Source organism: Brachyspira hampsonii (genome assembly GCF_002214805.1).
GTDB lineage: Bacteria > Spirochaetota > Brachyspiria > Brachyspirales > Brachyspiraceae > Brachyspira > Brachyspira hampsonii.
Genome location: NZ_CP019914.1, coordinates 1,391,317 through 1,417,651, shown reverse-complemented (window position 1 = coordinate 1,417,651; position 26,335 = coordinate 1,391,317). Strand labels below are relative to the sequence as shown.

Below are 26,335 nucleotides of genomic sequence, written 5' to 3'. Positions count from 1 at the left end.
TACTTCTCATTATACAATTATACTAAAAACTTTAAATCCTCACCTCTCCGCTTAAAAGCCTCTGCATAAGTCCTTTCTTCTGCTGTTTACGAAGCTCCAACTGCTTTTTAAGATTGTCAATCTCTTCGTCTATAACCGAAATAAGCCCCGCAATTTTTTTCTGCTCCTCTAGGCTTGGTACTTTTATTTCCATCTCTGTTAATGTACTTAAAACTATATATGGTGTATTTCCCTCATTTTTCTCTTTTCTTATTCTATCTTTTAAATATATGTCAAGATAATATTTTATATATTTTATATCTTCTTCAAAATCCATTAAAACATAAGTTCTTTGATAAGCATTAAACTTACCTTTATAATAATGAACATATCCAACATAAGCACCATTGCCGGATATTAATAAAGCCTCCCCATAAAAGGCATATTCATTTATTCTATAATATTCTCTAGCACAAGTATAAAACCTATATTGTCCGTTTTCTTCCATAGCATTAGCATCTAATTTTCCTGTTTTTATACTTCTGCTAATTTCGGATAATTTTTTTATTTTCCACTCATCTTTAAAACCATTGAAACGAACTTCACCGCTTAACACTCTTTGCATTACGCCTTTCTTATAAAGCTCTTTCTTCTCTATTAATTGCATAAGATTCTCTATAACATCATCGCATAATGACAACACTTCTGCTATACGCTTTTGTTCGTCTAGCGGTGGGAGTATTATATTCATATTAGCATATTCTTTTCCATTTATTCCCGGCTGTCCTGTTCTCGTAGATGTAATTTTCACAAAATCCCAATATCTTTTACTCTGAGTATAATATTTTAAAAATAGGCTATTTAATATATTTTGATTCGGTTTTACTTTTATTAAATAACCTGCAAAAACTAAAATGCCGTCTTTTCTATTATATAAATATGTTTTTCCTACTGAAGCTCCCGTTCTTGCAAACAAAAAGTCATTATCATGTAAAATATACTCTTCATAATTCGCATTATTAACAGATACTTTATTATCATTTATAAAATTTCCATACTCATCTATATCAGTTATCCTTATATATGTCGGTAATGAATTATCATATTTTACAGCAGGGGCATTCATTCCATATTTTGGTTGTTCTAATAGGCATTCCTGCAATTTTAATTCTTGCCAGCCTGCGGGGAGTGGGTGGGTCATTGTTGGGCCTCCTATAATTTTATACTATAGATATCTTCTTTTAGTTTTGGAATATCTTTATTTACTGTTGCCCATACTATATCATTGCAAATATCATGATATTGATGTATTAAAAAATTACGCATGTCTGAAAGCAAACGCCATTCTATTTGAGGATTATTGTTTTTAGTCTCTATTGATATTTTAGAAGATGCTTCTCCTATAATCATTATTTCATAGATCATTAACTTTTGCATTCTTTCATTACTAAGAAAATCATCTTTATCTTTTATTTCAATAAGGTAATTTTCTATCGAATTTATGCATTTCTTTATATCATTAATATAATATACATCACTTCTTTTCATTTATTACCTACTTTATTATAATAATACTTCTTTATTTTCTTCTATTGACTCAATCATATAATCTTTTATACTATTTTCAGGAACTAAATCTACTTTTCTTGAAAGCATCTGCTCTAATTCATTTTTTATTCTCATTATTTCAAACATACTTTTAGTCTCTTTAAAATTCACTAATATATCAATATCGCTTTTATCATTGAAAACAGATTTTTCTTTTTTTACAAATGAACCAAATATGGTTATTTTATTTGCTCCTTCTTTTTCTAATTTTTTTAGTATTATTTGTTTCTGTATATACGGTATTTTTTTTCTTTGCTCATTTATAAATCTTAATCTTCTTTCACATATTTCTGCAAAATGATCATATTTTCCATTTGCTATCCTCCATAATGTCATATAAATAGGTCCGCTGTCTCTGTTTTCTCCTGTTGCTTTATTGTACAAATATACTATTTTTTCAGCATCGCCATAATTAGGTGTCAAACCAAAACCATTGCCTATAGAAATTTCCATTAATTTTAATAAATTTTCTCTGCTATATATAAGATTATCTTTTTTTAATTGATCTGGTATATAGTATCCATTTACAAATGGTATTTTTAATTCTTTTAGCCTAACTTCAAGCATAAACTCGGTTATACCAAAATATTTTCTTATGATAGATGATTCTCTCATTAAATCTATTGTTCCTATTATTTCATTTGAAGAAAGAAATTTATTTAATTCATCTTTAGGAATTAATAAATTTCTAGCATATTTATTTGCAAATACTTCATTATTAAACATTATATTAGAATACTCATCAATATAATAAGCCTTATCAAAAAGATCTTCATTATCTATACTATTGTATTTTACATAATGCCCTATTTCATGAGCTATAATTTGATTTTCAGATTCCTCTATATAAAATTCTTTAGGTACTACAAAATCTCCTATCTTAAAATCTTCTCTTTTTGGGTTTATATTTATAACAGATTTCTTTATATTTATCATACCTGCTTTATTTTTATGTTTATAGAACAACCTTTCATCATACTGAACATCCAATCCAAAATTTCTAAAAGCAAAATCGATAATAGGAAATGGATATTTTATTATTCCGCCTTTATTCTCATAATCTTTTAAATTTTTTTCAATGATTTTTACTATTTCATTATTTTTCATAATAATAATTAGCCTCTTTTCTTAAAAGTTTTAAAATATGTTTCTTCCTGATAATCAATATTTTCATCTATATTATTATCTACTTCTGAATTTTCCAATACATCAATTATTTCATTTAAATTGTAATCTGCTTTTAGTGTGTCTAATATTTTTATTACTTCATCTTTTGATGGTATTTTTCTACTGCATTCTATATCACTTAAATATATATGACCTTCATTACCTAAATTCATTTTTGCAGATAAATCTCTTAAACTAATAAACTTATTCATTCTAATATTTTTTAATATTTCACCTATATTTTTTTTCATAAAATACTTCCTTAAAAAAATTTTATTATATTAATTTATTAAAGTTTTATATCTTTCAAAAAATCTTCTAATTTGCCGCTTAGAGTTTCGCGTTCTTTTTCTAATGTTGTTATTTCTTTGTTTATGCTTTTCAAATCTACATGCTCCTCGTCTTCAAATGAGTCTATATATCTAGGTATATTGAGATTGTATTCATTTTCTTTGATTTCTTCTAGGCTTGCTGATTTAGAGTATTTTTCTATGTTTTTTCTGTCTTTGTAGGCTTTGACTATTTTTTCTATATCCTCATCGCGTAAGCGGTTTTGATTTTTTCCTTTCTCATATTCTACGCTTGCATCTATAAATAAAATGTCTTTCTCTTTTCTGTTCTTTTTTAATATTAGAATGCAGGCAGGTATTGAAGTGCCGTAAAATAAATTGTTTGGAAGCCCTATAACAGCATCAAGCAAATTTTCATTTATTATTCTTTCGCGTATTATTCCCTCGCTGGCTCCTCTGAATAATACACCATGAGGCATTACAACAGCAGTGATTCCATTTTCAGACATACTGTTTATCATATGAAGTACGAAAGCATAATCGCCTTTGCTCTTTGGAGGTATGCCGTACTCAAATCTATTGTATTGGTCTTTAACTGCTGTTTCCTCTCCCCATTTATCCAAACTGAAAGGAGGATTAGCAACTACTATATCAAACTTTTCTAAATTTCCGTTTTTATCCAAGAATTTAGGCTCTTTTATAGTGTCGCCCCATTCAATTATTCCTTTATCGCCTATTTCATGCAAATACATATTCATTCGGCATAAAGAATATGTTTGGCTGTTTTTCTCCTGTCCGTATACAGAACAGTTTTCGCCTCCTAATTCTTTATACACTTTAACAAGCAAAGAACCGCTTCCGCAAGTAGGGTCATATACTTTAACACCGTCTTTTATATTCAAAGTTACTATTTTGGCTATAAGCATAGATACTTCGGGAGGGGTAAAGAACTCACCGCCTTTTTTACCGGCATCGCTTGCAAAGTTTTTTATCAAATACTCATAAGCATCGCCCATAACATCATTGTTTTCTAATGCACTAGGGCTTAAGTCTAATGCAGGATCATTGAAGTCTTCAAGCAGATTTTTTAATATAGAATTTCTTGTTTTTGTGTTGCCGAATTTATTTGAGTCATTAAAATCTATATTGTTAAAAATGCCTTCAAATTTAGTTTGATTCTGTTTTTCTATTTCTCTTAAAGCAGTATTGATTCTCTCGCCAATATTGTTTTCTTCTCTTATAGAATATAGATAATCAAAGTTAGCAGTTTCGCTTATTTTATAATCCAACCTTTCAATCATTCTTGATAAAATGCCTTCATTGTCTTTATATTTTTTTCTTAATTCTTCAGTTTTTTCTTTCACGAAATCTGATAAGTATTTCACAAATAGCATACTCAATATATAATCTTTATAAACAGATGAGTCTATTGATCCTCTGAAAGTGTCGCATGCTTTCCAAACTATATTTTCAACTACTTCTTTTGTTGTTTTCATAATTATTTCTCCTTTTAAAAAATATTATTAAATGATTAACAGTTTTTTAATATTTTATTCATAGCTTCTTTGTAGAATACTTGTTTTAATTCAAAGAGTTTTCCATGAATAAAAATATCTCTTTCAAATAGTGAATTTATTTCAATGATTTCTTTTTGTTTATCTATACTAGGCAGTTCTATTTCTATATTTGATATATCAAAAGTTCCTATGGATATTATCCCTGTTCCTCTTGATTCTCTTTTTAGAAATTTCTGAACTTTTTTATTATTTAGATAAATAGCAAGAAAATGAGGCAGGCATATATTATAAAATTCTTCTTTTATTCTGATGCATGCCATTAATGAACTTATTATACAATTATCAATATTATCTTCTATTATTAGACTATTGAATGGTTCTCTAAGTCTTATAATAATATCATTTGTTTGTATTAGCTCGATATTTTTTTGTTTGATTTGTATTTTATCAATGTTTTTTTCATTTTGAGCATACTTAACTGATTTGTTATCGAATGCTTTTAAGTTTATGAGATTAATTTCGTATCCTTTTTCGTATATCTTTGCAGAAGCTCTTGAAACAGATGCCCCAACTCTTATGTTTGCTATATTTTTTAATATAATTTTTTGCATATTTGTACCCTCTCTTTATTTTAATATTATCATACGAAAGAAGTGGCGTCAATATTTTTATTATAAAAAGTAGGTTCTATTTAAAAATATGTTATAAAAAATATCTATATACTATATATTATCATACAAGTAATACATATTTTTTTGCTCTATATAGAAATATGCTGTTGTTTTTTTATCTTAGTGTATTAAAGATTTTAATTTATCTATAAAATAAAACGCGAAAAAATAAGCGGATATAAAACTATATCCGCTATTAAGGTAAATTATGAAGAAAAAATTTATAAAATTAGATACAAATCAACTTTGTTATACTAATAATATATAAAACTTTTAAAAAAAGTGTAAAAAAAATAAGGTTTTTATATATTTTTTTCTAAAAAAATATTTTTTTATATTAAAAAAAGTATAAAATTAAGAAAAAATAACGATTAACTATAAAGTATTATTATATTTTAATATAAATTATATAATTGATTTTTAAAATAAATTGGAGTTTTTATATGAAGAAGATACATAGTTTATCTTTCAAAGTTCCTGCTATAATATCAGTCATATCTATATTGATAATATTCATTATATTAAGTATAGCAGTAACTTTTGCTAATAAAGGAATAAGCAGAAGCAGATTTGAGGGATTTGCTAATACAGTTCAGTCTTATGCTAAATTATTTGATTCCATATTGTCAGATCAAGTTTCATTAGCTAAAACATATTCTGTTGCTCCTGCTATTATGAATTCTCTTTTAAATAGAAATGAACAGACAGAAGCTGATGCATTAAATGCTTTGGCACTATTTAATGGGGCTAATGAATATTCTATAAATATAGCAGTAGTGGATTTAAATGGTGATATTATAGCCGATGCTTTAGGTAGTTCTATTGGCAACAATATTTCTGATACTAGACCTAATTTCTGGTCTGTACTAGAAAGCAAGAATTTTGAATATACATTTGATGATGAAATAATAGATTCAGCAGATACGGGAAATAAATCATTGGTCTTGGGCGGTGCTATAAAAAGTTTAGACGGCAATTTATTAGGTGCGATACTTGTTGTAATAGATTGGAAACTTATACATGATAATTACTTTTCAGATATAACTTTGGGAGAAACAGGCAGGATACTAACTATAGATTCTAATTTAATTGATATAATGGATAATCTATATGATCAAATAGGATCTAGTACCGTTCAGGATTATAAAACAGTATTTGATAATAATTTAACACAGGGCACTTTATCATATATGTATATGGGTCAAAAAAGAACAGGTTCTTATAGTAAAATGAAATCTATGAATTGGATAATTGCTATGACTATGTTTGATAGTGAAATATATTCTACAAACAGGGAATTAATTTTAATAAGTTCATTAGTAGGTTTAATTGCTATAGTATTATTATCTGTATTTGTTTATCTTTTTATAAAAAGAATAATGAGTCATATAAACAGCATTATAAGAGAGGCCAAGGAAATAGAGATAGGAAATTTAACTTATGTTTCAAATGAGCATAAGAGAAAAGATGAGCTTGGAATATTATTTGAATCTTTCAGCGGAATGCGTAAAAAACTTACAGAGATAATATCTCAAGTTAATGATTCCTCTATCAAAATAACTACAGCAGCTCAGGAATTAGCAAATGGTAATTCTGATTTATCAAAAAGAACAGAAGCTCAGGCTGCAAGTCTAGAAGAAACTGCTAGTTCTATGGAGGAGATGGCTTCTACAATTAAATCTTCTACTTCTCATTCTATAGAAGGCAATAATATGATGAAGGAATCTATGAATTCAATTAGGAATGCCGGATCCATAATTTTAGAAACAACTAAAAGTATAGAAGAGGTTAATGAGGATAGTGAAAAAATAAAAAATATAACAAAGGTCATAGAGGATATTGCTTTTCAAACTAATATATTGGCACTTAATGCTGCTGTTGAAGCTGCCCGTGCCGGAGAACAGGGTAAGGGATTTGCTGTTGTAGCGAGCGAAGTTAGGAATTTGGCACAGAATTCTCAGTCTTCTGCTAAGGATATTACTTCTTTGATTAATGTTATATATGATAAAATTAGTAAATCTGTAGAGAAAGCAAAAGAGTCAGAGAAAATATTTGAAGATTTAGAGAAAAAAATAGAAGAGACTTCTAATATAATGAGAGATATCAGTGAAACAGCTATAGAGCAGCAGTCAGGAGTTGATCAGGTAAATATAGCAGTTTCTCAAATGGATAGCGTAACACAGCAGAATGCCGGATTGGTAGAACAATCTGCTTCAGCGGCTGCTTCTTTGTTAAATGAAGCTAAGGAATTAGAAGAGGCTATGCAGTTTTTCAAATTAAATAAATAATTTGTTTAATATTTTTATAAAAATCTACCGCCGTCTGATAATTTATTATCAGAGCCTTTTAGGCGGTAGATTTTTTATTATAATAAGAGCTAAGGAATTAGAAGAGGCTATGCAGTTTTTCAAATTAAATAAATAACTTGTTTAATATTTTTATAAAAATCTGCCGCCGCCTGATAATTTATTATGATGCTTTTTCCAACGCACGGTAAACGGTTCTTTATTTATAATTTAAATTATGATTTTGTATTAGCATATATTTTTAATATTATTCTGCGTGCGGTTATATATTTTTTAAAATTTAAAAAAACTTGTGTGGGTGCTGACAAATTCTAATTATACAATAAAAAAACAAAAAACTTTGATTGCAGATTTAAATAATAATCCTAGAGGGCGGGGTATGTAATTAAGTTTAAAAAATGAAAAGACCTGAATATATAAATATCCAAGCCTTTATTTAATTACTTTTAGGAGATACAAAGTGATAAGAGTTATGCCATTATTAATTGTCCGTTATTTCTTATGCATATTTCCAAAGAATTAGTCAATCTTATTTTGTAGAATTCTATTCTTTTACTAACTTCAAAAATATAAGCATTATTATATTTTTTCATTATGTTTTTTATTTTACCTGCTATATTTTTTGGGAGTATATTTTCAGATAATTTGTCATCGCTGCTTATATAATTCCAGGCTCCGTTTTTGTCGAAATTGATATAAATTCCATTATTTAATTTAATTTCATATTGTTCTTTTCTTATGTCAATATAAACGATTTTAGCTTTGCTATAATTAGAAGCGATAAATCTTCTAATATTTTCAGGTAATTTGCTAGGTGTAATTTTAATAAAAAGGTTTAAGCTGTTAGTCATGATGTATCTCCTTAGGTTTATATTGTAAAATCTCTTTACATTTATAATTATAGCAGAATGTAAAAATTAAGCAATATTTATTTACAAATAATTTACAATAAATTTACAAAAGATATAAATATTTATTAGTTATTAATACATATAATACATAAATAAGCTGTGTATAACAAATCAATGTAAAATATATTTACAAATATTATAAAATTAGCTGTAAATACAGGATTTTACTATGAAAATTAGAAATAAATTGGAAATTTTGATTAAAAATTGTAATATTAAAAATAAAAAAATCATTTACATACCCCGCCCTTTATATTTTTCAATTCATTTAGAAGATTATATTTGAATTTTATTAAATGCTTAATTAGAAATTTAAGGCACCCGCCCAAGCATTATTTAAATTTGTAATCTACTAAACGCACGGTTGATATGATTTTATATATTATTTAAATTATGATTATTAATTGATTTATATTTTAAGTTTTATTATGCGTGCGTTTAAATCATTATAAATTTAAATAAAATAGGGTGGGAATTAAAAAGCCTAATTTTAGAAACAAAGAAATAAAAGATAAGAATTACAAATTTAATTTATAAATCTAGAGGGTGGGCAAGTGTAATTAAATTTAAAAAATTATTTACATACCCTGCCCTTTATATTTTTCAATTCGTTAAGAAAATTAAATTCAAGTTTTCTTAAATATTTATATTAGAATTTGTAAGCACCCGCCCAAGTGCTGATTAGGTTAATAATATTTTACTGTGTTCTATTATTTCGAATCCTTATCTGAATATTTAGTAAAAATAATATTTAGTTTAGATTGAAGGGCTATAATAGAATAAATATATCCGAATGGTATAAAGAGTAATATTGCTAAAACAGCAGCATTTTCACCATAACTGTCTAATTCAGCCTTTTTACTCATATCATTAAATACTATTGTTCCATATTTATAAAACCAATATATGGAGAATAATCCGCATGTTATTATCGATAATACAAGAGATAAGGTAGGATTAATATATTCCTGTTCCATATAATTATTAACATCATTTGTTGTAACATAAATCCAATAAATAAAATATATGCCGCATGTTACTATTGATAAAATTGCTACAGTTAATAATGGTTTAGGTTGAAAATTCTTCATAATGTATCACTTAAAGACTATTTTTTATTTAGTTTAATATATAAAAATGTATAAGTCAATTGTAATTTTTATTATGAATAATAAAAAAATCTAAATAAATTCCGCTTGCAATGTTATATATATTATAGTATCATATATAGTATAATATAATTATGTTAATATGGTGCTAAATGTTTAAGAAAAAAAAACAAGAAAATAATAATAACAACATTAAAAAAAAGAAGAAATCTAAATTAAAGAAATTTATACTAACTATTTTTATTATATGTTTATTTGTCTTTGTTGCGGTGGGTATAGTAGGGATATACTTTGTCGGCGGCGTATATAAAGATTGGGTAGCCAGAAGAGATCAAAGTATGGCTATGCTTGAAGAATACTATGATATAATAGTTATAAGAGGTAATGAAAAAAGGATAAGATATTTTAATCCTTTAAATCCTTTCGGAGATTCTCCTCCTACAAAAATATATGATAGAAATAATATATTGATAGGTGAATATATGCCTCCTGCTTATGAAGTTGTTAATGTAGATGATATTAATCCTCTTTTGGAACAGACATTGCTTTTAATGGAAGATCAGAAATTCTACTCCCATAAAGGTATTAACTATTTCAGAACAGCCTATTTAGGTATACAAACTATTTTAACAAGAAAAATAGTAGGCGGCGGTTCTACACTTACTCAGCAGCTAGCCAAGCTATTATTTACTAAAAGTGAAAGAACTATAGAAAGAAAGCTTTTTGAAATGTTCGCTGCAAGAGAGATAGAACAGAAATATACTAAGAAAGAAATTTTAGCTATGTATTTTAATACTGTTTATCTAGGCGATGGGAACTACGGATTTGAAGCAGCAGCCAATCATTATTTTAATAAACCTCTAAGACAATGCCGATTATTAGAATACGCTATATTAGTTGGTATGCTTCCTAATCCCACATACTATTCTATAGTAAATAATCCAGATAACAGCAGGAAAAAAGTAGAGCAGATATTATCAAGACTTGTAAAAAATAACATTATAGATAAACAGACTATGGAATCTGAACTTGCTTTATTTGATAAAGAATATACTAATATAAACAAGCAGGTTAAAGGTGCCCAATGGAAGATGACAGTAAATAGAACTCCTTATGTCAATGAATATGTAAGGCAGGAATTATTGAATTATTTTAATAAAGATGAGCTTGCATTATCCGGTCTTAAAATATACACAACAGTAAATGAAAGATATTACAGAGTTGCCGATTCTGTAATGAAAGAAAATATTAGAAATTTACAGACTAGTTCATCAAATAGAAGCTATCAGGGAGCGATGGTATCAATAGACCCTAAAACAGGCGGAATACTTGTTATGATAGGTGGAGACGGATACACATTGCAAAATCAGTTTAACAGAGCAGTACAGGCAAAAAGACAAATAGGCAGTGTAATAAAACCTTTTATATATTTATATGCATTTGAGGGCGGGGCACAGCCTTTTTCTACTATGCTTGATACCAATTACAGCTATCCTCAGGGTACAGGAAAGCCTGCATACTCACCTAGAAACTTTGACAGAAGGTATAGAGGTGAAATGACTTTAGAAACAGCTTTATCAAAATCAATTAATACAATAGCGGTTAAATTATTAAATGATATAGGGCTTTCTTATTTCATAGAGCATTCAAGAGAATTTTTCGGAGAGAATGCTTATATACCTAATGCTTTGTCTATAGGTTTGGGAACTATGGAAATGAGTCCTCTTGATTTAGCTTCTGCTTATAGTGCATTGGCTAATGGAGGTATTAAATATAAGCCTTATATTGTGGATAAAATAATTGATATAGACGGTAATGAACTTAGTGTTACAGCTTTAGTCGATAGAACGCCTCATAAAATAAGTGCAACTTCACCGTCATCTTATTATTTTTTAAATACTACTTTACAGAAAGTTATAGCACCAGGAGGAACAGCATATAGAAGTGCTAATACTTACGGCTTTAAATATCCTTCATATTCCGCCAAAACAGGAACAACAAGCGAACACCGTGATAATTGGTTTGCCGCATATAATGATGAGATAGTTACAATTACTTGGATAGGAAGCGACAGAAATGATCTGCTTCCAAATAATGTAACAGGAGGGGCCACTACTGCTTTAGCAACTTTTCAATATCTTAATTCTATTACTCCTCAATCTAAAAGAGAATTTAATTGGCCTATACCTAATGATGTATTAGTAGTAGAAATTTGTCAGGATTCAGGGCTTCCTAGAAATCATACCTGCGTAAATGTTGCACCTCTTACGGTAGGCGGAAATGTTGATTTGTCTACTCAATGTCCTATAGATCATCTTAGAACAGGTACAGTTAGAAATGAGGATACCAATGATACTATGATAGATGATGAGGGAGATTTCTATTATACGCCTTTAGATGAAAATACTAATAGCTATGATAGTAATCAAAATAATAATACTCAAAATAACAATCAAAATAATAATATATACTTGCTTCCAGAAGATAATATAGAAGATCCTAGTTTAGGAAATATAAGAAGTTGAAATAAAAAAGGGAGTTTTTTATAAGCTCCCTTATTATTTTTATTATAAATTTTATTAATTATAACTGAATATCTTTATAATATTTACATCCATTAATACCATATAAATTATATAATATAGTGTATTTATTTTTAATGAAACTTTAATTTGTATATAAGCTGATATTTTATTTTTACTAAAACCAAGACTATAAAATTACTGCATAATTAAATTAAATAAAATTAAAAAAATATATTTAAAAAATTTACTATTATTGATATATTTATTTGTATTAGGATTACAAATAAATAATTTTTTCATTTTATTTATGCAAAAAAATTTTTTTTTAATATAAAATATATAATAATCGGTTATATTGTTTATACGATAAATTTTAAAGGATAAGTATGATTAGTTTTTTCAAAAGTCAGTCTACAGAAGCAAGAAGAGATTTAATACTTCATGGCTCTATTACAAATACATTGATAATGTTATCTATCCCAACATTAATGATGAGTTTAGTTCAGTCAATGATTCCTTTAATGGACGGTCTTTTTCTCAATAATGTTACAGGTACTATTATAGCAAGCAGTGTTAATTTTGCAGAACCTATAGTTAATATGATGACAGCATTATCTCAGGGCTTAGGTGTTGCTGCTATGGCAATAGTTGGACAGTATAACGGACTTGGAGATTTTAAGAGTGCCAAAAAAATATCTACACAGATAGTAGTTACAGGTGTTTTATTTGGTATTGCTATGGGACCTACGCTTTACATTGTAAGCATATTAGTTTCTATGAATTTACAGCCGGGCATTAAAGAAAATGTATATCAGTATTTATCATTATATAGTTTTGTTATGCCTATGACATTTTTGGCAGCTTTATATAATGGTATAAAAAATGCTAATGGTAAGCCTGAAGCCACTTTTATAAGAAGTGTGATATTACTAGTTCTAAAAATATTATTTAATTTTATATATGTATATTTCATGCATTTGAAAATAGTAGGCAGTGTATTAGCTTCATTTTCTACTTATGCCATTGTTACAATTTGGATGTATTATGATTTATTTATTAAAAATAGCGATGATAAATTATCATTAAAAGAATTCAAATTTGATTTTAGTATTTTAAAAGAGCTTATGATAATAGGTATTCCTTCAATGCTTACAACATTTTTAAGTAATTTAGGATTCTTTCTTATCAATAGCGAAGTTGAAAAATATGGTGCTACAGTATTAAATGGTCAGGGAATAGCAAATAATATTACAGCAGTATGTTTCAATTTGCCTGCTGCATTTGGGTCAGCAGTTACTACTATGGTTAGTATGAATATAGGGGCTAAATATGCAGATAAGGCTAAAAAATCTTGTTATACAGGTATGTTATTGAGTGCTATTACCGCTATTGTTCTTATAGCTATTGTTATACCTCTTACTCCTTATATGACTAGACTTTTTACAAGAGAAGCAGAAGATTTATATGTTGCTAATGGTGCATTACCTATATTTGCATTGGGGGTTTTGGGATTTGGAATAACTATGGTAGTTCAAGGGGCATTAATAGGGCTTGGGCGTACTAGGGTTCCGCTCATAATAAGTATATTAAGGATATGGTTTTTAAGATTTGTATTTATTATTTTAACTACTAAGTATTTGTCTTATTGGTCTGTATTTTGGGGTAATTTATTTTCTAATACTATGTCCGGAGTGATAGCACTTATCATCATATCTAGAGTACCTTGGGTTTCTGTTATTAATTTGAAAACACAGAACAGTCTTGTTTTAAGGACAAGATTATTTATAGATTCTTTGGGGGCTAAATTGTTTCCTAAAAATATAGGAAAACGAAAAGATTATGTTCAGAAGATGAGAGATAAATTAAGTAAAATAAAAGACCCTGTAAAACTTGTTCTTTTTAGAGAGAAGGAAATTGAAAAAATAGAGAAAATGCAGCAAAAAGAAGAAATAGAAAGAAAAAAAGAAGAAAAGAGAAAATTAGAAAGGGCAGAGTGGAGAATGCAGCTTGAAGAGATGAAGGAATTAAGAGAGAAAAGAAATCAAGAGCGTAGAGAATATAATGAAAATAGGAAAAAAGAAAAAGAGGCTAAGAAATTACAAATGAAGCAAGAAGTTCAGGCTAGAAGAGAAGCTAGATATAAATTAAGAGAAGAGAAAAAATTAGAAAGTGAAAAACGAAAAGAAGAGAGAATGAATTTAAGAAATAAAAATACACAAAATAATCAGCCGAGAGAATAAATATTTATGAATAATACAACTTTAGTAATATTAATAGCGGGAAGTTCTAAAAGATTTGCAGGTAAAGTAAAAAAACAATTTATCAAAGTTGATAATAAGCCTATATTTATTCATACTCTTATAAATATGCTTAAGTTTCATTTTAATAATATTGTTTTAGTAAGTGCTGAAGAAGAGATAAAGAATATAAAAAAATATATTGAAAAAGAATCTCTCATAAAAGAAAAGATAAAGAAAAACATTCATTATATAAAAGGCGGAAGTGAGAGGGTATATTCTGTATATAATGCTATGAGTTTTCTAAATGAACATAGAGAAGATATTCAAACAGATTATGTATTTATTCATGATGGGGTAAGACCTTTAGTGAAGAAAAAAGAAATTATGCAGTTATATGAAGATGTTTTAAAATATGATGCTGCTATATTGGCCTCTAAGGTTGTAGATACAATAAAAAAAGTGAATGAAGATAAAACTATTACAGATACTATTGACAGAACTTATCTTTATAGGGCTGCCACTCCTCAGGGATTTAAATTTGATAATTATATGTATGCTATTGAAAAATATATCAATGATAAAAATGCTGATTTAGTTACAGATGATGCTGAAATATATAGTAAGTATTTCGGAGAGGTAAAAATATCTGAATGTTCTTCTGATAATATAAAGATAACCAATAGAGAAGATTTAGATATTTTTATAAAACTAAGATAAAATTATATTAATTATTTGCTTTTTTTTTTATTCAATGATAAAATTTTATTAATAAGTTATTAGGGGCGATGTATTTTGAAGTGCAATATATGTGGTAAAGAAAAAGCTGTATTATATATTCAGGAAATAATAGGCAATGAAAGAAGACAAATTCATATATGCAAAGAATGTGAAATAAACGGCAATATTATAGAAAAATGTTTAGAATTGGAATTTAATAATATTGATACTATATTTCCAAATTATAAATCATTGCCTTCAAAAAAGAAAAAGAAAAAAACTCCTAGTACTAGTAAAATATGCAAAGTTTGCGGATATTCTTTAGATGATTTTCTAAAAACAGGCATAGTATCCTGTCCTAAATGCTATGAATATTTCAAATCAGAACTTAGTAAGCATATTAAAAAAATACATAGAGAAAATAAGCATATAGGAAAAATATCCAGCAGAAATTTAAGCAATAAAGATGTAGAAGCCAAAATTAATAAATACAGAGAAGAAATAGAACTTCTTATAAAAATAGAAAAATATGAAGAAGCTGCATTGATAAGAGATAAATTGGAACATTTGAAAAAAGATTTAATATCTAAAAAAACTAAGAGCGAAAAAAAAGATGTCCGTTAATAATACAGCAAATTGGATATACAAAAAAGGCGAAGATGATAATATAGTGTTATATTCTAAAATTTCCATTTATAGAAATTTAGATGGTATTAGATTCTTTCACAATATGGATAAAGAAGATTTCAAAAATACAGAAAATATTTTAAAATCCAATATAGAAGAATTAAATCCTGATTTTTTATATAAGAAACTTATTGAACTTCCTTCTATTAATATTAGAATGCTTATAGAAAATCTTACTATACCAAGCAATAAGAATATAATTCATGCCTCATTATTTACAGATGAAGATGAGGATATATCTTTATTAATAAATTCTAATGATCATTTAGAAATTCAAGTTATATCAAGAGGTTTAGAATTAGAGAATTGCTTTAATAAGGCTTATGAAATAGAAACTGCATTAGATCAGAAAGTAGATTTTGCTTATGATAAGAAATTCGGATTTCTTACAAGCTCTCCGAATATAATAGGTACGGCAATGAGGGCTGAGGTTTGTATTGCTGTTCCATGTCTTACTTGGAAAACTCCGGATAATATAGATTATATAATCAGTGAGTGCAATAAAAAGGGATTAGAAGTCAATGTAAAAAATGGCTTGCTAAGTATAAGCAATAATATTATGATAGGAGTTACTGAGAAATTTATACTTGACACTATTATAGAAAAGGTTAAAGAGATTTCTGAGAAAGAAAAGAAAATAAGAAATAGAATAAAAAAACTCGATAGGGTAAAGGCTGAAGATAGAATATACAGAAGCAATGCTATATTATTATCAGCAAGAAGTTTAAAATATAGAGAGCTTATTAATTACAGTTTATGGCTTAGATTGGGGATTTATTATGATATTATTGATGATATAAGTTTGGATACTATATATTATATGATATTTGTTGGGAAGAATGCCCATTTAAAGCATTTATATGAAAAAAGCAGCTATTATAGAAATGTTGATGAAATAAGGGCTAATGTTATAAGAGATATATTAAAACAGTAGATGCTATTTTATAAAATTTATTTCTACATTGTATTTAAATTGAAAATTCATACCGTAAACATTAAAAGTTATAATTATATCAGCATTGCATTTCAAACTTTCTGCCCTTATAGCATCAAGGGCGGTTTGAAATAAATCTATATATTTTGCTTTAGATTTCATATTTATTTCTCTGGAATCATTTGCAGGAATTTTTATAATATTTGATTCTTCAGATGATTTTGAATTTGCAAATATATCACCTGAAGAATTAATAAGATTTATTTCTAGTTTTTCTATTGGAAGCTCAAACGGTAAATTATTTTTTATTTCAAGCAATGTATTTAATGTAATATCTGATAAAGTAATATTATATATAGAGGCAGATTTTATAGTTATATCAGGTTTATATTTTTCTATATATTCCCTTGTAATTTTATCAGCCTCTGACTTTACCTTAGAGCATGATACAACTGTAATAATTAACAAAAAAATTAATATTTTAATTAATTTCATTATTCTTTGAATGTTAATTCTTTAGTATAAGGGAAATCAAATTTCATTCCGTATACTGTGAATGTTAAAGTTATATTAGCATTGCATTTAAAAGATTTTGATTTTATAGCATCAAAAGCTGTTGTAAATACATCTAAATATTTTGCTTTAAAATCCAAATTAATATCTCTTGCCTGATTTGCAGGTATTTTTAATGTTTCTACAGAAGTAGCTGTTGCAAAAGTTTTTCCTGAAGTATTAACAAGATCTATTTTAATTTTATCTATAGGAATTTCAAAGTCTAAATTATTCTTTATTTCAAAAAGAGTAGTTAAAGTGATATCCTGTAATGTTATGTTGGATATTTTAGCATTCTTTGCTTTTATATCAGGTTTATGTTCTTCTATATAGCTTCTTGTAATTTCTCTTGCTGATGATTTTAATGTTTCACATGAGTATAATACAAATAGCATTGATAATATTGAGATTATAACAGTTATTTTCTTAATCATAAATCATACCTTTTTATTTAATACATATTTATATAACAAATATAACTAAAAATAGTAATATATAATAATTTATTATTGAATATTGTAAATAAAGTTTCTATTTTTTATATAAAAAATAATAAAATTTTATGAATTATATAAATGTTTTATAATATTAAGTATATCAATATTATGCTCATAATTTTTCAAATTTATTGGTATTATAGAAAACATATTTAATGTACCAGTTATTATATGAACTTTAAATATTGATTTTTTAAAATTAAAAAAGTTATTTATTAGATTTGAAAATTCTTTATTGTATAGGACTATATCAAATGTAATTTCTTTAGCTTCTTTTGATTTTATTGATATATTATCACATTCTATATAAGCAAATTTTTCATTTAGACAATTAATAAGATTAAACTTTAAATTTTCCAATTTTATTTTTATAGTATAATTGTTTTTTATATTTAATGTTATTTGGAAGTATGTACTATCCCATTCAAATTTTTGCAAAATAATATTTTTGATATTAACATCAATATGCAGCTTCATTGTTATAAATAGATAATATTATAAAAAAGCTACAATCTGTATTAGACTGTAACTTTTTATAATTAAATATTAATTGGCTAATTTTAAATTACATTCATGTTCTTCTTTTTTGTACATAGCCTGTCTTTTCATAAGAAGATCGAAATCAATTAAATGTCCGTCAAATTCAGGACCTTCAACACATGCAAATTTAGTTTGATCTCCTACTTTTACTCTGCAGCATCCGCACATTCCTGTACCATCAATCATAATAGGGTTCAAGCTGACAACTGTAGGAAGATTATATTTTTTTGTAAGCAAGGCAACAAATTTCATCATAATAGCAGGACCTATAGCTATAACTTCAGAAATTTTTTCACCTCTTTCATATATTCTAGTAATCATATCAGTTACAAGACCTTTTTCTCCGTAACTTCCATTATCAGTACAGATAAGAACTTCATCAGATATTTTTTTCATCATATCTTCCATAATGATAAGCGATTTATCTCTTGCACCTAATATAGAAATAACTTTATTTCCGGCTTTATGATGAGCTTCTACTATAGGATGTAAAGGAGCAATACCTACGCCGCCTCCTACACCTAAAACTATTCCGTCTTTTTTTTCTATATGAGTAGGCTGTCCCAATGGTCCTATGATATCCATTATTTCATCACCAACTTTAAGTCCCATAAGTTTAGTAGTTGAATATCCTATACTTTGAGTAACTATAGTGATAGTACCAGCTTCTGCATCAGCATCAGCTATAGTTAGCGGTACTCTTTCACCTTTTTCATCTAGCCTGAATATTATAAAATTACCGGCTTTACGATGTTTAGCTATATCTGGGGCTACTACTTTCATCATAAAAACTTTTTCTGACCATTGTTCTCTAGCAACTATTTTATAGCCCATAAAATTCTCCTTAAAATAACAAAATTGTAAACAATATTATTCTTCTGATTTATTTTCTTCTGCAGTATTTTTTACTAAATCTGAATGTTTAGGTATTTTTACACCTAATCTTTCTACTAAGCGGGCTTTTTTACCAACTTTGTTTCTAAGGTAATAAAGTTTAGCTCTTCTTACTTTAGCTTTTCTTATAATATCAACATGATCTATTCTAGGAGAATTCAATAAGAATATTCTTTCAACGCCTACGCCGTAAGATATTTTTCTAACAATAAAACTTTTATTAATTCCTTTTCCGCGAATAGAAATAACAGTGCCTTCATAAGCCTGTAGTCTTTCTCTATCGCCCTCAATAATTTTTACCCATACTTTTACTGTATCGCCTATTTCAAAAGGTAAAATAGCTTCTTTTTTATATTTTGCTTCTACTAATCTTATCTGTTGATCCATTTGTAATATCTCCTAATTAATTTTATTTATATTAATGTTATTTAATTTCATAAAGAATCTAAAATAAACAAATATAACATTATAGAATATAGTTGGAATATTCTATCATAATATGTTAATTTTATCAAGTGAAATTTCAAAATAAATTCTATTATATGTGAATATAATAGAATTTATTTAAATACTATTTGATAATATTATTTATAAAATTATTTTTTAATTACAAAGTAAAGTATTATATCTTATATAATTGATTACTTTTATATGTATTTTTACATATAAAAGTAATACAAGTTAGCGAGAAACCACTAACTATGAAATTAAAATAATATTGATTTAGTTTTTAAACGAGTTTAATTATATAGGATACCTGCTTTTTGGAATTTTACATATTTTTAGTGCATTTTAATTTTAATGCTATGTATTACTGATAAAGTGCTGAATTACCATTACTTGTCCATTTTATCATATTATCACCTATAAAAACTATATCACCTTCATCTATAAAATTATCTACATGCAATACACCATTTGGTTGCATAGTTACTGTATCTTCACTAGTATGACTTGAAAATATTAATGTTATATGATAAGTATTATTACCTATATTATCTAGGGTTATAGAGTTTGGCATATTAGCAGGGGGATTGTTACTAATTATTTGATAATTTCTAGCTATATTCATTGGAACCTCTTTTTATTAATTTTTTGCAAATTATATTTAATTTCTAACATTTAGTAAACAATATATAAATTACTTTTGTTACATATTATTAAAATTTTTATTATTATAATTTACTATAATAAAATACGAGATGGAAACGATGATTAATCACTTAAATTTTCTAAAAATATTATTTTAGAGTCAGATACTTCCCAATTAGTATTAACATTTTTTTTATATATCATTTCAAACATTATTTTACCGGCATTATATCCTTCCATAAATACAGCTTCCATAACAGTAAATGATATTATACCTGATTTTATTAAGTTTTTTATGCTTTCAGCCATACCATGAGTAACGATTTTCTTGCCTCTTAATATGTTTTTATCTATCATATCATAAATTTCCTGAGCATATCTATTAATATAAATTCCTTTGATATCCTCTTTAAAGCATATCTCTTTTATAGTATGTATACTGTCTTCTATATTACCGCAGTAAATAGGTCCTAAAATATCTATATTTGTATTCTTTATTCTTTGTAAAAATCCTTCTAAATACATTCCTGAAGAAATATTATCGTCTCCGTTATCTATTATCAGAAGTTTTTCATTGTCTCTTAAAATATTAGAAACTATACCCGCTACTATAGAACCTTGTTTTATATGATTAGGTCCTACATGCGATATGTTTTCAGATAATCTTGTACCTATAGAGATTATATTAATTTTACCAAAATAAGGCTTTAATATATTGTATATAATATCTCTATTTAAAGGTGTTATTATTAAACCGTCTATATTACCTTCTTTTAATATGTTTTTTAAAGTTTCTATCTGCTTATCGGGAGAATGTATTTCTGTTGGTGTTATTTTTAGATTATAATTATATATAGAATATTCTTTCTGAACTGTATTGAGTCCTCGTATAATTTCTTTTGTATAAAACTCATTAAAGGAATCCGCTATAAGACAATGTACTATCTTTTCTTTTTGATTTGCAAGAGAGCTTCCTATATAATTTTTTTCATAATTTAATTCGGATGCTAATTCTAATATTTTAGATTTGGTTTCTTCTTTAATAAATTCGCTTCCGTTTATTGCTCTGGCTACGGTTGTTCTGCTTATTCCAAGTCTTTTAGCTATTTCTTTCTGTGTTACTCTTTTGAGTTTTGTTAATTCTTTTATATTATCGTTCATATTAATCCGAATATTTAATTTATTATATTATAGTAAAAGTTTTAATTTTTGTAAATATAATTAATGTCTATTGAAACATATTCGCAGTTTGTGCTATTATATTAGTCCCGGTTTCAAATTTTAGGAAAGGAAATTTTCCCATTATACCTGCTACTATGCTTGAAGGCGGAGTTGTTGTAAGTCTATTATATTCCAATACATGATCATTATAAGCAGATATATATTTTTTTTCATCTTCTATTATAGGACGCATCTCATTTAAAGCAGATATATAGTTCTCATTTGTTCTTAAAACAGGGTAATTCCTTGCTGTATAATTTATTTTATTTATATTTTCAGTTATTCTTGCCTGTATATATTGATATTCCTGAAATGTTAATGGTTTTTCTATTAAAGTGGAATCTGCTTCTATTGATTTTATTCTTTTTATATAATTGCTTAGTGAATGCAGTACATATATATCTATTTTGGGTATTACTGATACGGCATTATAGTAATTTTCTGAGGCTATATTTTTTTTATAATAAGTATCTATTATAGAGTCTAATGATTCTCTTGATAATTTTTCTTCTGTTAATATAGATTCTTTTATAGAAGTGGTAGAAACTATCATAAATATAGTAATAGCTATTATATTCACTATGATAAATATTACTGCTACCACAGAACCTCTCATATACTTTATATCTCCATTTTTTATATCTTTTAGATTAAAAATTATATATTATATATCTTATTAATTCAAATTTATTTATTTTATAAAACAGTTAATAGCAATTTATGTGATAAATTAGTATTTGAAAAGAATATATTTTACCTTGACTTTTTTACATTATTATATAGAATTATTCAAAATATAGAATTATAGGATTAACTATGTTTAAGAATAATATTGTGAAAATAGCTATAGCTTTGTTAGCAGTTTTATTTCTATTTATAAGCTGTCAGAAGAAAGAGGAAAAAAATAAATTATATGTAGGCACTAATGCTGAATTTGAACCTTTTGAATACAGAGAAGGTGATAAAATAGTTGGATTCGATATGGATTTGATAGCTGAGGTTGCTAAATTAATAGGTAGAGAAATAGAGATAGTAGATATGCAGTTTGACGGACTTCTTGCGGCTTTAGAAGCTAAAAAAATAGATATTATTGCTGCAGGCATGACCGCAACTGAAGAGAGAAAACAATTTGTTAATTTTACAGAGCCTTATTATAATTCAAAACAGTCTATAGTAGTTCAGGCATCAAATACTGATATAACTTCTTTTGATAACTTTGCCGGTAAAAAAATAGGGGTTGTTTTAGGATATACAGGAGATATTTTAGTAAGCGAAATGACTAATGTAGAAGCTCAGAAATTTAATAGTGCTTCAGAAACAATATTGGCTTTGAAATCTCAGAAAATTGATGCTGTTGTATTAGATTATGAGCCGGCTAAAAATTATGTTGCTCAGAATACTGAATTAAAATTAGTAGAAACTGATGCTGCTGTTGAAGAGTATTCTATAGCTATGAGAAAAGAAGATACAGAACTTCTTGCTCAAATTAACGATGCTTTAAAAACACTTAAAGATAACGGCACTTATGATGCTTTAATAAGCAAATATTTTGGGGAATAATATTATTTATATATTCTTCTTATTTTTATATTCTTATTAGACTATTTAATAAGAAGAAGATATTTTTTATAGGGGTTTGTATATATGCTTGAATATTTAGAACTTCTAAAGTTAATATTCATATCAAATGATAGATACATTTATATTATAAAAGGGTTATTATTTTCTGTAGGAACAACTGCATGTGCTACAGTTATAGGGGTTATATTAGGTATATTAGTTGCTTTGATTCAGCTGTCTGAATTTTATCCATTTAAAAACTCTGAAAAATTAAAAGATTTCAATCCATTAGCAAAATTAGCATTCTGGTATGTAAATATTTTAAGAGGAACTCCTGTTGTAGTACAGCTTATGATATGGGCTAATATTGTTTTTGTTGATAATTTAAGAAACACTCCTATATTTATTATAGCAGCTATTGCTTTTGGTATAAACTCTGGTGCTTATGTTGCTGAAATTATAAGAGCGGGAATACAAAGTTTGGATAAGGGACAAATGGAGGCGGCAAGAGCTTTAGGTATGAATTATTCTATGGCTATGAAAGAAATTATAATACCTCAGGCTATTAAAAAAATACTTCCTCCTTTAGTAAGCGAATTTATAGCTTTGCTTAAAGAGACTTCTGTTGTAGGATTTATAGGAGGAGTTGATTTACTTAGATCTGCAAACATCATAACAAGCCAAACATATAGAGGAGTTGAGCCTTTACTTGCTGTTGGTATAATATACTTTATACTTACTTCTATATTTGCTATGATTATGAAGAGAGTAGAGGAGGGTTTAAAAGAAAGTGATTAAGGTAAAAAATTTACATAAACAATTTGGAAAATTAGAAGTTCTTAAAGGTATTGATGTTGAGATTGCAAAGGGAGAGATCATTGCCATAATAGGACCTTCCGGAAGCGGTAAATCAACATTTTTAAGATGTTTAAATAGACTTGAAGAACCTTCTAAAGGCGATATTATCGTAAACGGCAAAAACATAATGGATAAGGATACTAATATTAACATTATGAGACAGGAACTTGGAATGGTATTTCAGCATTTCAATTTATTTCCTCATAAAACTGTTATTGAAAATATCACTTTAGCACCTATGAAAGTAAAGAAAGTTTCAAAAGAAAATGCTGAGAAAAAGGCTATAGAACTTCTTAATAAAGTAGGATTGGTGGATAAAAAAGATGTTTATCCGAGCAAACTTTCAGGAGGACAGAAACAGAGAATAGCTATAGCGAGGGCTTTGGCTATGGAGCCTGATATTATGCTTTTTGATGAGCCTACTTCTGCTTTGGATCCTGAGATGATTAAAGAGGTTTTGGATGTTATGATAGAGCTTGCAAGAGAAGGCATGACTATGTTAATTGTTACTCATGAAATGGGTTTTGCAAAGAATGTTGCTACAAGAATACTTTTTATGAATGATGGACAGATACTTGAAGATGAAAAACCTAATGAATTCTTTTCTAATCCTAAACATGACAGAGTTAAAGATTTCTTGTATAAAGTATTAAATCATTAATTGTAATAATATACAATAAAAAATAAAAATTATACTTTTTATTCTATAAAAGTTTATCTTATAATAGTTTTATATGTTTTAATCTTAAATTGATTTTTTAATTTAGTATAAAAATAATTTTTGATAATAACAATTTTTTAAGGAAACAAATAATGGTTTATGAAATATTTTCTAATAAACTTTCAATAGGAATCATATCTTATGTTGTATTTATAATATCAGCAAGCACACATGAATATTCTCATGCAAGAACGGCATTTATGTTTGGAGATAGAACAGCTATGAGGCTTGGAAGGCTTACTCTAAATCCTTTGGCTCATATTGATATATTGGGAAGTGTAGTTCTTCCAATAATTGCGGCAATTACAGGTATTCCTGTTATAGGCTGGATGAAAGCTGTTCCTGTTAATCCGCATAATTTTAATAATTTTGAAAGAGATCAGGCTTTGGTATCATTTGCAGGTCCTTTTGCTAATCTTATCATAGCATCTATAGCATTTATCATAATGAAAATACTTACATTTACCTCTAACGGTACTTTTGTAATTTATAAAATAATGATGTTTTTACAAGAGAATAATAATGGCTTATCAAATTTTCTGCTCAATGCTTTGCCTATAGTTTTAACAATGTTATTTATGTTTTATATGATTAATATAATGCTTATGTTTTTTAATTTATTGCCTTTTCCGCCATTAGACGGAGGCTGGATATTAAGGTTTTTCTTATCACCGAAGGGCAAAGATACTTATGATAAAATATATCCTTACGGATTTTTAATACTTTATGCCTTACTTTTTTTTGGAATATTAAGAACTATATTGGCATTTATACAGACTATATCACAGCATTTATTAGGAAAAAGTATTAATATTATATTTTCTATATGATATTTTTTATCTATTTAAGCTCCACCAGCTTCCATTAGGAGAGTAGAACATATATTCTATGGCAAAATTGAATGTTGATGTATTTGGGGCATTGCCTTTTCCATATACTGTTTTCTGATATGATACTGTCATATATAAAAAGTCTGATATTGTAGCTTTAAATTTTACAAATATGTCTAAATAAGAAAGAGTTGATTGTTTGGTATATGGGAATATGTAATTAACTCCTGTATATAAAGTGATAAAAGGAGATGTGATTATTTCTACGCCTCCGGATACTTCTCCTGTATTAAGAATATCTTTTAATAGATTATCTCTGGTATCAAATGTATAGCAAAAGAAGAAATTAATGGGTATTACTTTAGGAATGCCTGCAAACATTATCGTGGTGTATAGATTGAAAGGATCTTTAATATCTAAATATATATGATTATTTTTCATAAAACTATAGCTTAATCCTACTTTAACTCCTATAGATAAATACCAATCCAATAGTGTGGCTTTCATAGTGGCATTGATAGAATCAAAATTAAATGCATCTGTCATATTTGTAGCACTAGTGATATCATTTCTCCAATCTTGTCTTTGATATGTGAAGCTCGTTGATACTCCTAGTTCTAAATATTTAATAGGTCTTACTTTGAAATAAGGCATAAATGTAAAATATAAATCTCTTCTGCTTATATTTGGGTTATGAGGATCCAATATCTGTAATTTTCCATCAAACCAAGAATTATACTCAGAAAATATTCCCCCTATGCCTACAGAAAACATTTTATTTTTTTCTATAAGAGGGGTTACATCAAAATCAAAGTCATTTCTTCTTGCAAAAGATATTTGAGAAAAACAGAATAATATAAAAAATATAAAGTATATAATTGATAATCTATTTTTCATAATATTAGTTAA

27 protein-coding genes are annotated in these 26,335 nt (G+C 26.9%); 10 read left to right on the top strand and 17 right to left on the bottom strand.

Annotated features, from left to right (window positions below):
* Positions 1-31 precede the first annotated feature (31 nt).
* From BHAMNSH16_RS06075 to BHAMNSH16_RS06050, 6 genes are read right to left on the bottom strand one after another with little or no spacing between them, the layout of a single operon-like run.
* Positions 32-1,180 carry a restriction endonuclease subunit S gene (locus BHAMNSH16_RS06075; RefSeq protein WP_008731433.1) on the bottom strand — a complete coding sequence of 383 codons (1,149 nt, stop codon included), beginning with the start codon at positions 1,178-1,180 and terminating at the stop codon, positions 32-34.
* 11 nt (positions 1,181-1,191) lie between these two features.
* Positions 1,192-1,527 carry a HepT-like ribonuclease domain-containing protein gene (locus BHAMNSH16_RS06070; RefSeq protein WP_008731434.1) on the bottom strand — a complete coding sequence of 112 codons (336 nt, stop codon included), beginning with the start codon at positions 1,525-1,527 and terminating at the stop codon, positions 1,192-1,194.
* A 15-nt stretch (positions 1,528-1,542) separates the two neighbouring features.
* Positions 1,543-2,694, bottom strand: coding sequence for a nucleotidyltransferase domain-containing protein (locus tag BHAMNSH16_RS06065; protein ID WP_008731435.1), 1,152 nt, complete (start codon positions 2,692-2,694; stop codon positions 1,543-1,545).
* A gap of 8 nt (positions 2,695-2,702) precedes the next feature.
* On the bottom strand, positions 2,703-3,005 hold the full coding sequence (locus BHAMNSH16_RS06060; RefSeq protein WP_008731436.1) for a helix-turn-helix domain-containing protein: 303 nt from the start codon (positions 3,003-3,005) through the stop codon (positions 2,703-2,705).
* Positions 3,006-3,043: 38 nt separating this feature from the next.
* On the bottom strand, positions 3,044-4,540 hold the full coding sequence (locus tag BHAMNSH16_RS06055; protein WP_008731438.1) for a type I restriction-modification system subunit M: 1,497 nt from the start codon (positions 4,538-4,540) through the stop codon (positions 3,044-3,046).
* A 35-nt stretch (positions 4,541-4,575) separates the two neighbouring features.
* Entirely contained in the window at positions 4,576-5,172 is a 597-nt protein-coding gene (locus BHAMNSH16_RS06050; protein WP_008731440.1) for a restriction endonuclease subunit S, read from the bottom strand.
* Positions 5,173-5,675: 503 nt separating this feature from the next.
* Here BHAMNSH16_RS06050 and BHAMNSH16_RS06045 point away from each other — a divergent pair.
* Positions 5,676-7,520 (top strand): methyl-accepting chemotaxis protein, encoded by a 1,845-nt coding sequence (locus BHAMNSH16_RS06045; protein ID WP_008726817.1) that lies wholly within the window; start codon positions 5,676-5,678, stop codon positions 7,518-7,520.
* A 488-nt stretch (positions 7,521-8,008) separates the two neighbouring features.
* On the opposite strand, the gene BHAMNSH16_RS06040 is transcribed toward BHAMNSH16_RS06045, so the two are convergent.
* Positions 8,009-8,389, bottom strand: coding sequence for a PepSY-like domain-containing protein (locus tag BHAMNSH16_RS06040; protein WP_069731918.1), 381 nt, complete (start codon positions 8,387-8,389; stop codon positions 8,009-8,011).
* A gap of 770 nt (positions 8,390-9,159) precedes the next feature.
* The gene (locus BHAMNSH16_RS06035) at positions 9,160-9,540 is read right to left on the bottom strand and encodes a DUF4234 domain-containing protein (RefSeq protein ID WP_008730621.1); all 381 of its coding nucleotides are present in this window, start codon (positions 9,538-9,540) and stop codon (positions 9,160-9,162) included.
* 170 nt (positions 9,541-9,710) lie between these two features.
* Between BHAMNSH16_RS06035 and BHAMNSH16_RS06030 the strand changes: the two genes are divergently transcribed.
* The 5 genes from BHAMNSH16_RS06030 to BHAMNSH16_RS06010 all read left to right on the top strand — a co-directional run bounded on the left by BHAMNSH16_RS06030 (position 9,711) and on the right by BHAMNSH16_RS06010 (position 16,661).
* The gene (locus BHAMNSH16_RS06030) at positions 9,711-12,083 is read left to right on the top strand and encodes a transglycosylase domain-containing protein (RefSeq protein ID WP_008730623.1); all 2,373 of its coding nucleotides are present in this window, start codon (positions 9,711-9,713) and stop codon (positions 12,081-12,083) included.
* A 386-nt stretch (positions 12,084-12,469) separates the two neighbouring features.
* A complete protein-coding gene (locus tag BHAMNSH16_RS06025) occupies positions 12,470-14,323 on the top strand; it encodes an MATE family efflux transporter (protein ID WP_008730625.1) in 1,854 nt (617 codons plus the stop codon).
* A 6-nt stretch (positions 14,324-14,329) separates the two neighbouring features.
* Positions 14,330-15,040, top strand: coding sequence for an IspD/TarI family cytidylyltransferase (locus BHAMNSH16_RS06020; protein WP_069731917.1), 711 nt, complete (start codon positions 14,330-14,332; stop codon positions 15,038-15,040).
* Between the two features lie 75 nt (positions 15,041-15,115).
* Positions 15,116-15,664 (top strand): excinuclease ABC subunit B, encoded by a 549-nt coding sequence (locus BHAMNSH16_RS06015; RefSeq protein WP_069731916.1) that lies wholly within the window; start codon positions 15,116-15,118, stop codon positions 15,662-15,664.
* On the top strand, positions 15,654-16,661 hold the full coding sequence (locus BHAMNSH16_RS06010; protein WP_008728722.1) for a guanido phosphotransferase: 1,008 nt from the start codon (positions 15,654-15,656) through the stop codon (positions 16,659-16,661). Before BHAMNSH16_RS06015 ends, BHAMNSH16_RS06010 begins: the two co-directional genes overlap by 11 nt.
* 3 nt (positions 16,662-16,664) lie before the next feature.
* Here BHAMNSH16_RS06010 and BHAMNSH16_RS06005 read toward each other — a convergent pair whose 3' ends face one another.
* The 8 genes from BHAMNSH16_RS06005 to BHAMNSH16_RS05970 all read right to left on the bottom strand — a co-directional run bounded on the left by BHAMNSH16_RS06005 (position 16,665) and on the right by BHAMNSH16_RS05970 (position 22,073).
* Positions 16,665-17,156 carry a hypothetical protein gene (locus tag BHAMNSH16_RS06005; RefSeq protein ID WP_008728723.1) on the bottom strand — a complete coding sequence of 164 codons (492 nt, stop codon included), beginning with the start codon at positions 17,154-17,156 and terminating at the stop codon, positions 16,665-16,667.
* On the bottom strand, positions 17,156-17,647 hold the full coding sequence (locus tag BHAMNSH16_RS06000) for an LEA type 2 family protein (RefSeq protein WP_069731915.1): 492 nt from the start codon (positions 17,645-17,647) through the stop codon (positions 17,156-17,158). The genes BHAMNSH16_RS06005 and BHAMNSH16_RS06000 overlap by 1 nt, the downstream gene beginning before the upstream one ends.
* 126 nt (positions 17,648-17,773) lie before the next feature.
* Entirely contained in the window at positions 17,774-18,187 is a 414-nt protein-coding gene (locus BHAMNSH16_RS05995; protein WP_069731914.1) for a hypothetical protein, read from the bottom strand.
* Between the two features lie 69 nt (positions 18,188-18,256).
* Positions 18,257-19,084 (bottom strand): sulfide/dihydroorotate dehydrogenase-like FAD/NAD-binding protein, encoded by an 828-nt coding sequence (locus tag BHAMNSH16_RS05990; protein WP_008732488.1) that lies wholly within the window; start codon positions 19,082-19,084, stop codon positions 18,257-18,259.
* Positions 19,085-19,120: 36 nt separating this feature from the next.
* A complete protein-coding gene (gene rplS / locus BHAMNSH16_RS05985) occupies positions 19,121-19,531 on the bottom strand; it encodes a 50S ribosomal protein L19 (protein WP_008732489.1) in 411 nt (136 codons plus the stop codon).
* 424 nt (positions 19,532-19,955) lie between these two features.
* A complete protein-coding gene (locus tag BHAMNSH16_RS05980) occupies positions 19,956-20,216 on the bottom strand; it encodes a hypothetical protein (RefSeq protein WP_008732490.1) in 261 nt (86 codons plus the stop codon).
* Positions 20,217-20,359: 143 nt separating this feature from the next.
* Entirely contained in the window at positions 20,360-21,397 is a 1,038-nt protein-coding gene (locus BHAMNSH16_RS05975) for a substrate-binding domain-containing protein (protein WP_069731913.1), read from the bottom strand.
* A 67-nt stretch (positions 21,398-21,464) separates the two neighbouring features.
* The gene (locus BHAMNSH16_RS05970) at positions 21,465-22,073 is read right to left on the bottom strand and encodes a LemA family protein (RefSeq protein ID WP_069731912.1); all 609 of its coding nucleotides are present in this window, start codon (positions 22,071-22,073) and stop codon (positions 21,465-21,467) included.
* Between the two features lie 200 nt (positions 22,074-22,273).
* Here BHAMNSH16_RS05970 and BHAMNSH16_RS05965 point away from each other — a divergent pair, with 200 nt between their 5' ends.
* The 4 genes from BHAMNSH16_RS05965 (at position 22,274) to BHAMNSH16_RS05950 (ending at position 25,426) form a co-directional block, all read left to right on the top strand.
* A complete protein-coding gene (locus BHAMNSH16_RS05965) occupies positions 22,274-23,017 on the top strand; it encodes a basic amino acid ABC transporter substrate-binding protein (protein ID WP_008727523.1) in 744 nt (247 codons plus the stop codon).
* Between the two features lie 84 nt (positions 23,018-23,101).
* Positions 23,102-23,815, top strand: coding sequence for an amino acid ABC transporter permease (locus tag BHAMNSH16_RS05960; protein ID WP_008727525.1), 714 nt, complete (start codon positions 23,102-23,104; stop codon positions 23,813-23,815).
* Positions 23,808-24,536 carry an amino acid ABC transporter ATP-binding protein gene (locus BHAMNSH16_RS05955; protein WP_008727526.1) on the top strand — a complete coding sequence of 243 codons (729 nt, stop codon included), beginning with the start codon at positions 23,808-23,810 and terminating at the stop codon, positions 24,534-24,536. Before BHAMNSH16_RS05960 ends, BHAMNSH16_RS05955 begins: the two co-directional genes overlap by 8 nt.
* Before the next feature lie 152 nt (positions 24,537-24,688).
* Complete coding sequence (locus tag BHAMNSH16_RS05950; RefSeq protein ID WP_008727527.1) at positions 24,689-25,426, top strand: site-2 protease family protein; 738 nt, start codon at positions 24,689-24,691, stop codon at positions 25,424-25,426.
* A gap of 6 nt (positions 25,427-25,432) precedes the next feature.
* On the opposite strand, the gene BHAMNSH16_RS05945 is transcribed toward BHAMNSH16_RS05950, so the two are convergent.
* A complete protein-coding gene (locus BHAMNSH16_RS05945) occupies positions 25,433-26,323 on the bottom strand; it encodes a hypothetical protein (protein ID WP_008727528.1) in 891 nt (296 codons plus the stop codon).
* Positions 26,324-26,335 lie beyond the last annotated feature (12 nt).

What these genes read in the sequence shown, in the direction of transcription:
- BHAMNSH16_RS06075 (WP_008731433.1), bottom strand. Translation starts at nt 1,180, where the DNA reads ATGACCCACCCACTCCCCGCAGGCTGGCAAGAATTAAAATTGCAGGAA.
- BHAMNSH16_RS06070 (WP_008731434.1), bottom strand. Translation starts at nt 1,527, where the DNA reads ATGAAAAGAAGTGATGTATATTATATTAATGATATAAAGAAATGCATA.
- BHAMNSH16_RS06065 (WP_008731435.1), bottom strand. Translation starts at nt 2,694, where the DNA reads ATGAAAAATAATGAAATAGTAAAAATCATTGAAAAAAATTTAAAAGAT.
- BHAMNSH16_RS06060 (WP_008731436.1), bottom strand. Translation starts at nt 3,005, where the DNA reads ATGAAAAAAAATATAGGTGAAATATTAAAAAATATTAGAATGAATAAG.
- BHAMNSH16_RS06055 (WP_008731438.1), bottom strand. Translation starts at nt 4,540, where the DNA reads ATGAAAACAACAAAAGAAGTAGTTGAAAATATAGTTTGGAAAGCATGC.
- BHAMNSH16_RS06050 (WP_008731440.1), bottom strand. Translation starts at nt 5,172, where the DNA reads ATGCAAAAAATTATATTAAAAAATATAGCAAACATAAGAGTTGGGGCA.
- BHAMNSH16_RS06045 (WP_008726817.1), top strand. Translation starts at nt 5,676, where the DNA reads ATGAAGAAGATACATAGTTTATCTTTCAAAGTTCCTGCTATAATATCA.
- BHAMNSH16_RS06040 (WP_069731918.1), bottom strand. Translation starts at nt 8,389, where the DNA reads ATGACTAACAGCTTAAACCTTTTTATTAAAATTACACCTAGCAAATTA.
- BHAMNSH16_RS06035 (WP_008730621.1), bottom strand. Translation starts at nt 9,540, where the DNA reads ATGAAGAATTTTCAACCTAAACCATTATTAACTGTAGCAATTTTATCA.
- BHAMNSH16_RS06030 (WP_008730623.1), top strand. Translation starts at nt 9,711, where the DNA reads ATGTTTAAGAAAAAAAAACAAGAAAATAATAATAACAACATTAAAAAA.
- BHAMNSH16_RS06025 (WP_008730625.1), top strand. Translation starts at nt 12,470, where the DNA reads ATGATTAGTTTTTTCAAAAGTCAGTCTACAGAAGCAAGAAGAGATTTA.
- BHAMNSH16_RS06020 (WP_069731917.1), top strand. Translation starts at nt 14,330, where the DNA reads ATGAATAATACAACTTTAGTAATATTAATAGCGGGAAGTTCTAAAAGA.
- BHAMNSH16_RS06010 (WP_008728722.1), top strand. Translation starts at nt 15,654, where the DNA reads ATGTCCGTTAATAATACAGCAAATTGGATATACAAAAAAGGCGAAGAT.
- BHAMNSH16_RS06005 (WP_008728723.1), bottom strand. Translation starts at nt 17,156, where the DNA reads ATGAAATTAATTAAAATATTAATTTTTTTGTTAATTATTACAGTTGTA.
- BHAMNSH16_RS06000 (WP_069731915.1), bottom strand. Translation starts at nt 17,647, where the DNA reads ATGATTAAGAAAATAACTGTTATAATCTCAATATTATCAATGCTATTT.
- BHAMNSH16_RS05995 (WP_069731914.1), bottom strand. Translation starts at nt 18,187, where the DNA reads ATGAAGCTGCATATTGATGTTAATATCAAAAATATTATTTTGCAAAAA.
- BHAMNSH16_RS05990 (WP_008732488.1), bottom strand. Translation starts at nt 19,084, where the DNA reads ATGGGCTATAAAATAGTTGCTAGAGAACAATGGTCAGAAAAAGTTTTT.
- rplS (WP_008732489.1), bottom strand. Translation starts at nt 19,531, where the DNA reads ATGGATCAACAGATAAGATTAGTAGAAGCAAAATATAAAAAAGAAGCT.
- BHAMNSH16_RS05980 (WP_008732490.1), bottom strand. Translation starts at nt 20,216, where the DNA reads ATGAATATAGCTAGAAATTATCAAATAATTAGTAACAATCCCCCTGCT.
- BHAMNSH16_RS05975 (WP_069731913.1), bottom strand. Translation starts at nt 21,397, where the DNA reads ATGAACGATAATATAAAAGAATTAACAAAACTCAAAAGAGTAACACAG.
- BHAMNSH16_RS05970 (WP_069731912.1), bottom strand. Translation starts at nt 22,073, where the DNA reads ATGAGAGGTTCTGTGGTAGCAGTAATATTTATCATAGTGAATATAATA.
- BHAMNSH16_RS05965 (WP_008727523.1), top strand. Translation starts at nt 22,274, where the DNA reads ATGTTTAAGAATAATATTGTGAAAATAGCTATAGCTTTGTTAGCAGTT.
- BHAMNSH16_RS05960 (WP_008727525.1), top strand. Translation starts at nt 23,102, where the DNA reads ATGCTTGAATATTTAGAACTTCTAAAGTTAATATTCATATCAAATGAT.
- BHAMNSH16_RS05950 (WP_008727527.1), top strand. Translation starts at nt 24,689, where the DNA reads ATGGTTTATGAAATATTTTCTAATAAACTTTCAATAGGAATCATATCT.
- BHAMNSH16_RS05945 (WP_008727528.1), bottom strand. Translation starts at nt 26,323, where the DNA reads ATGAAAAATAGATTATCAATTATATACTTTATATTTTTTATATTATTC.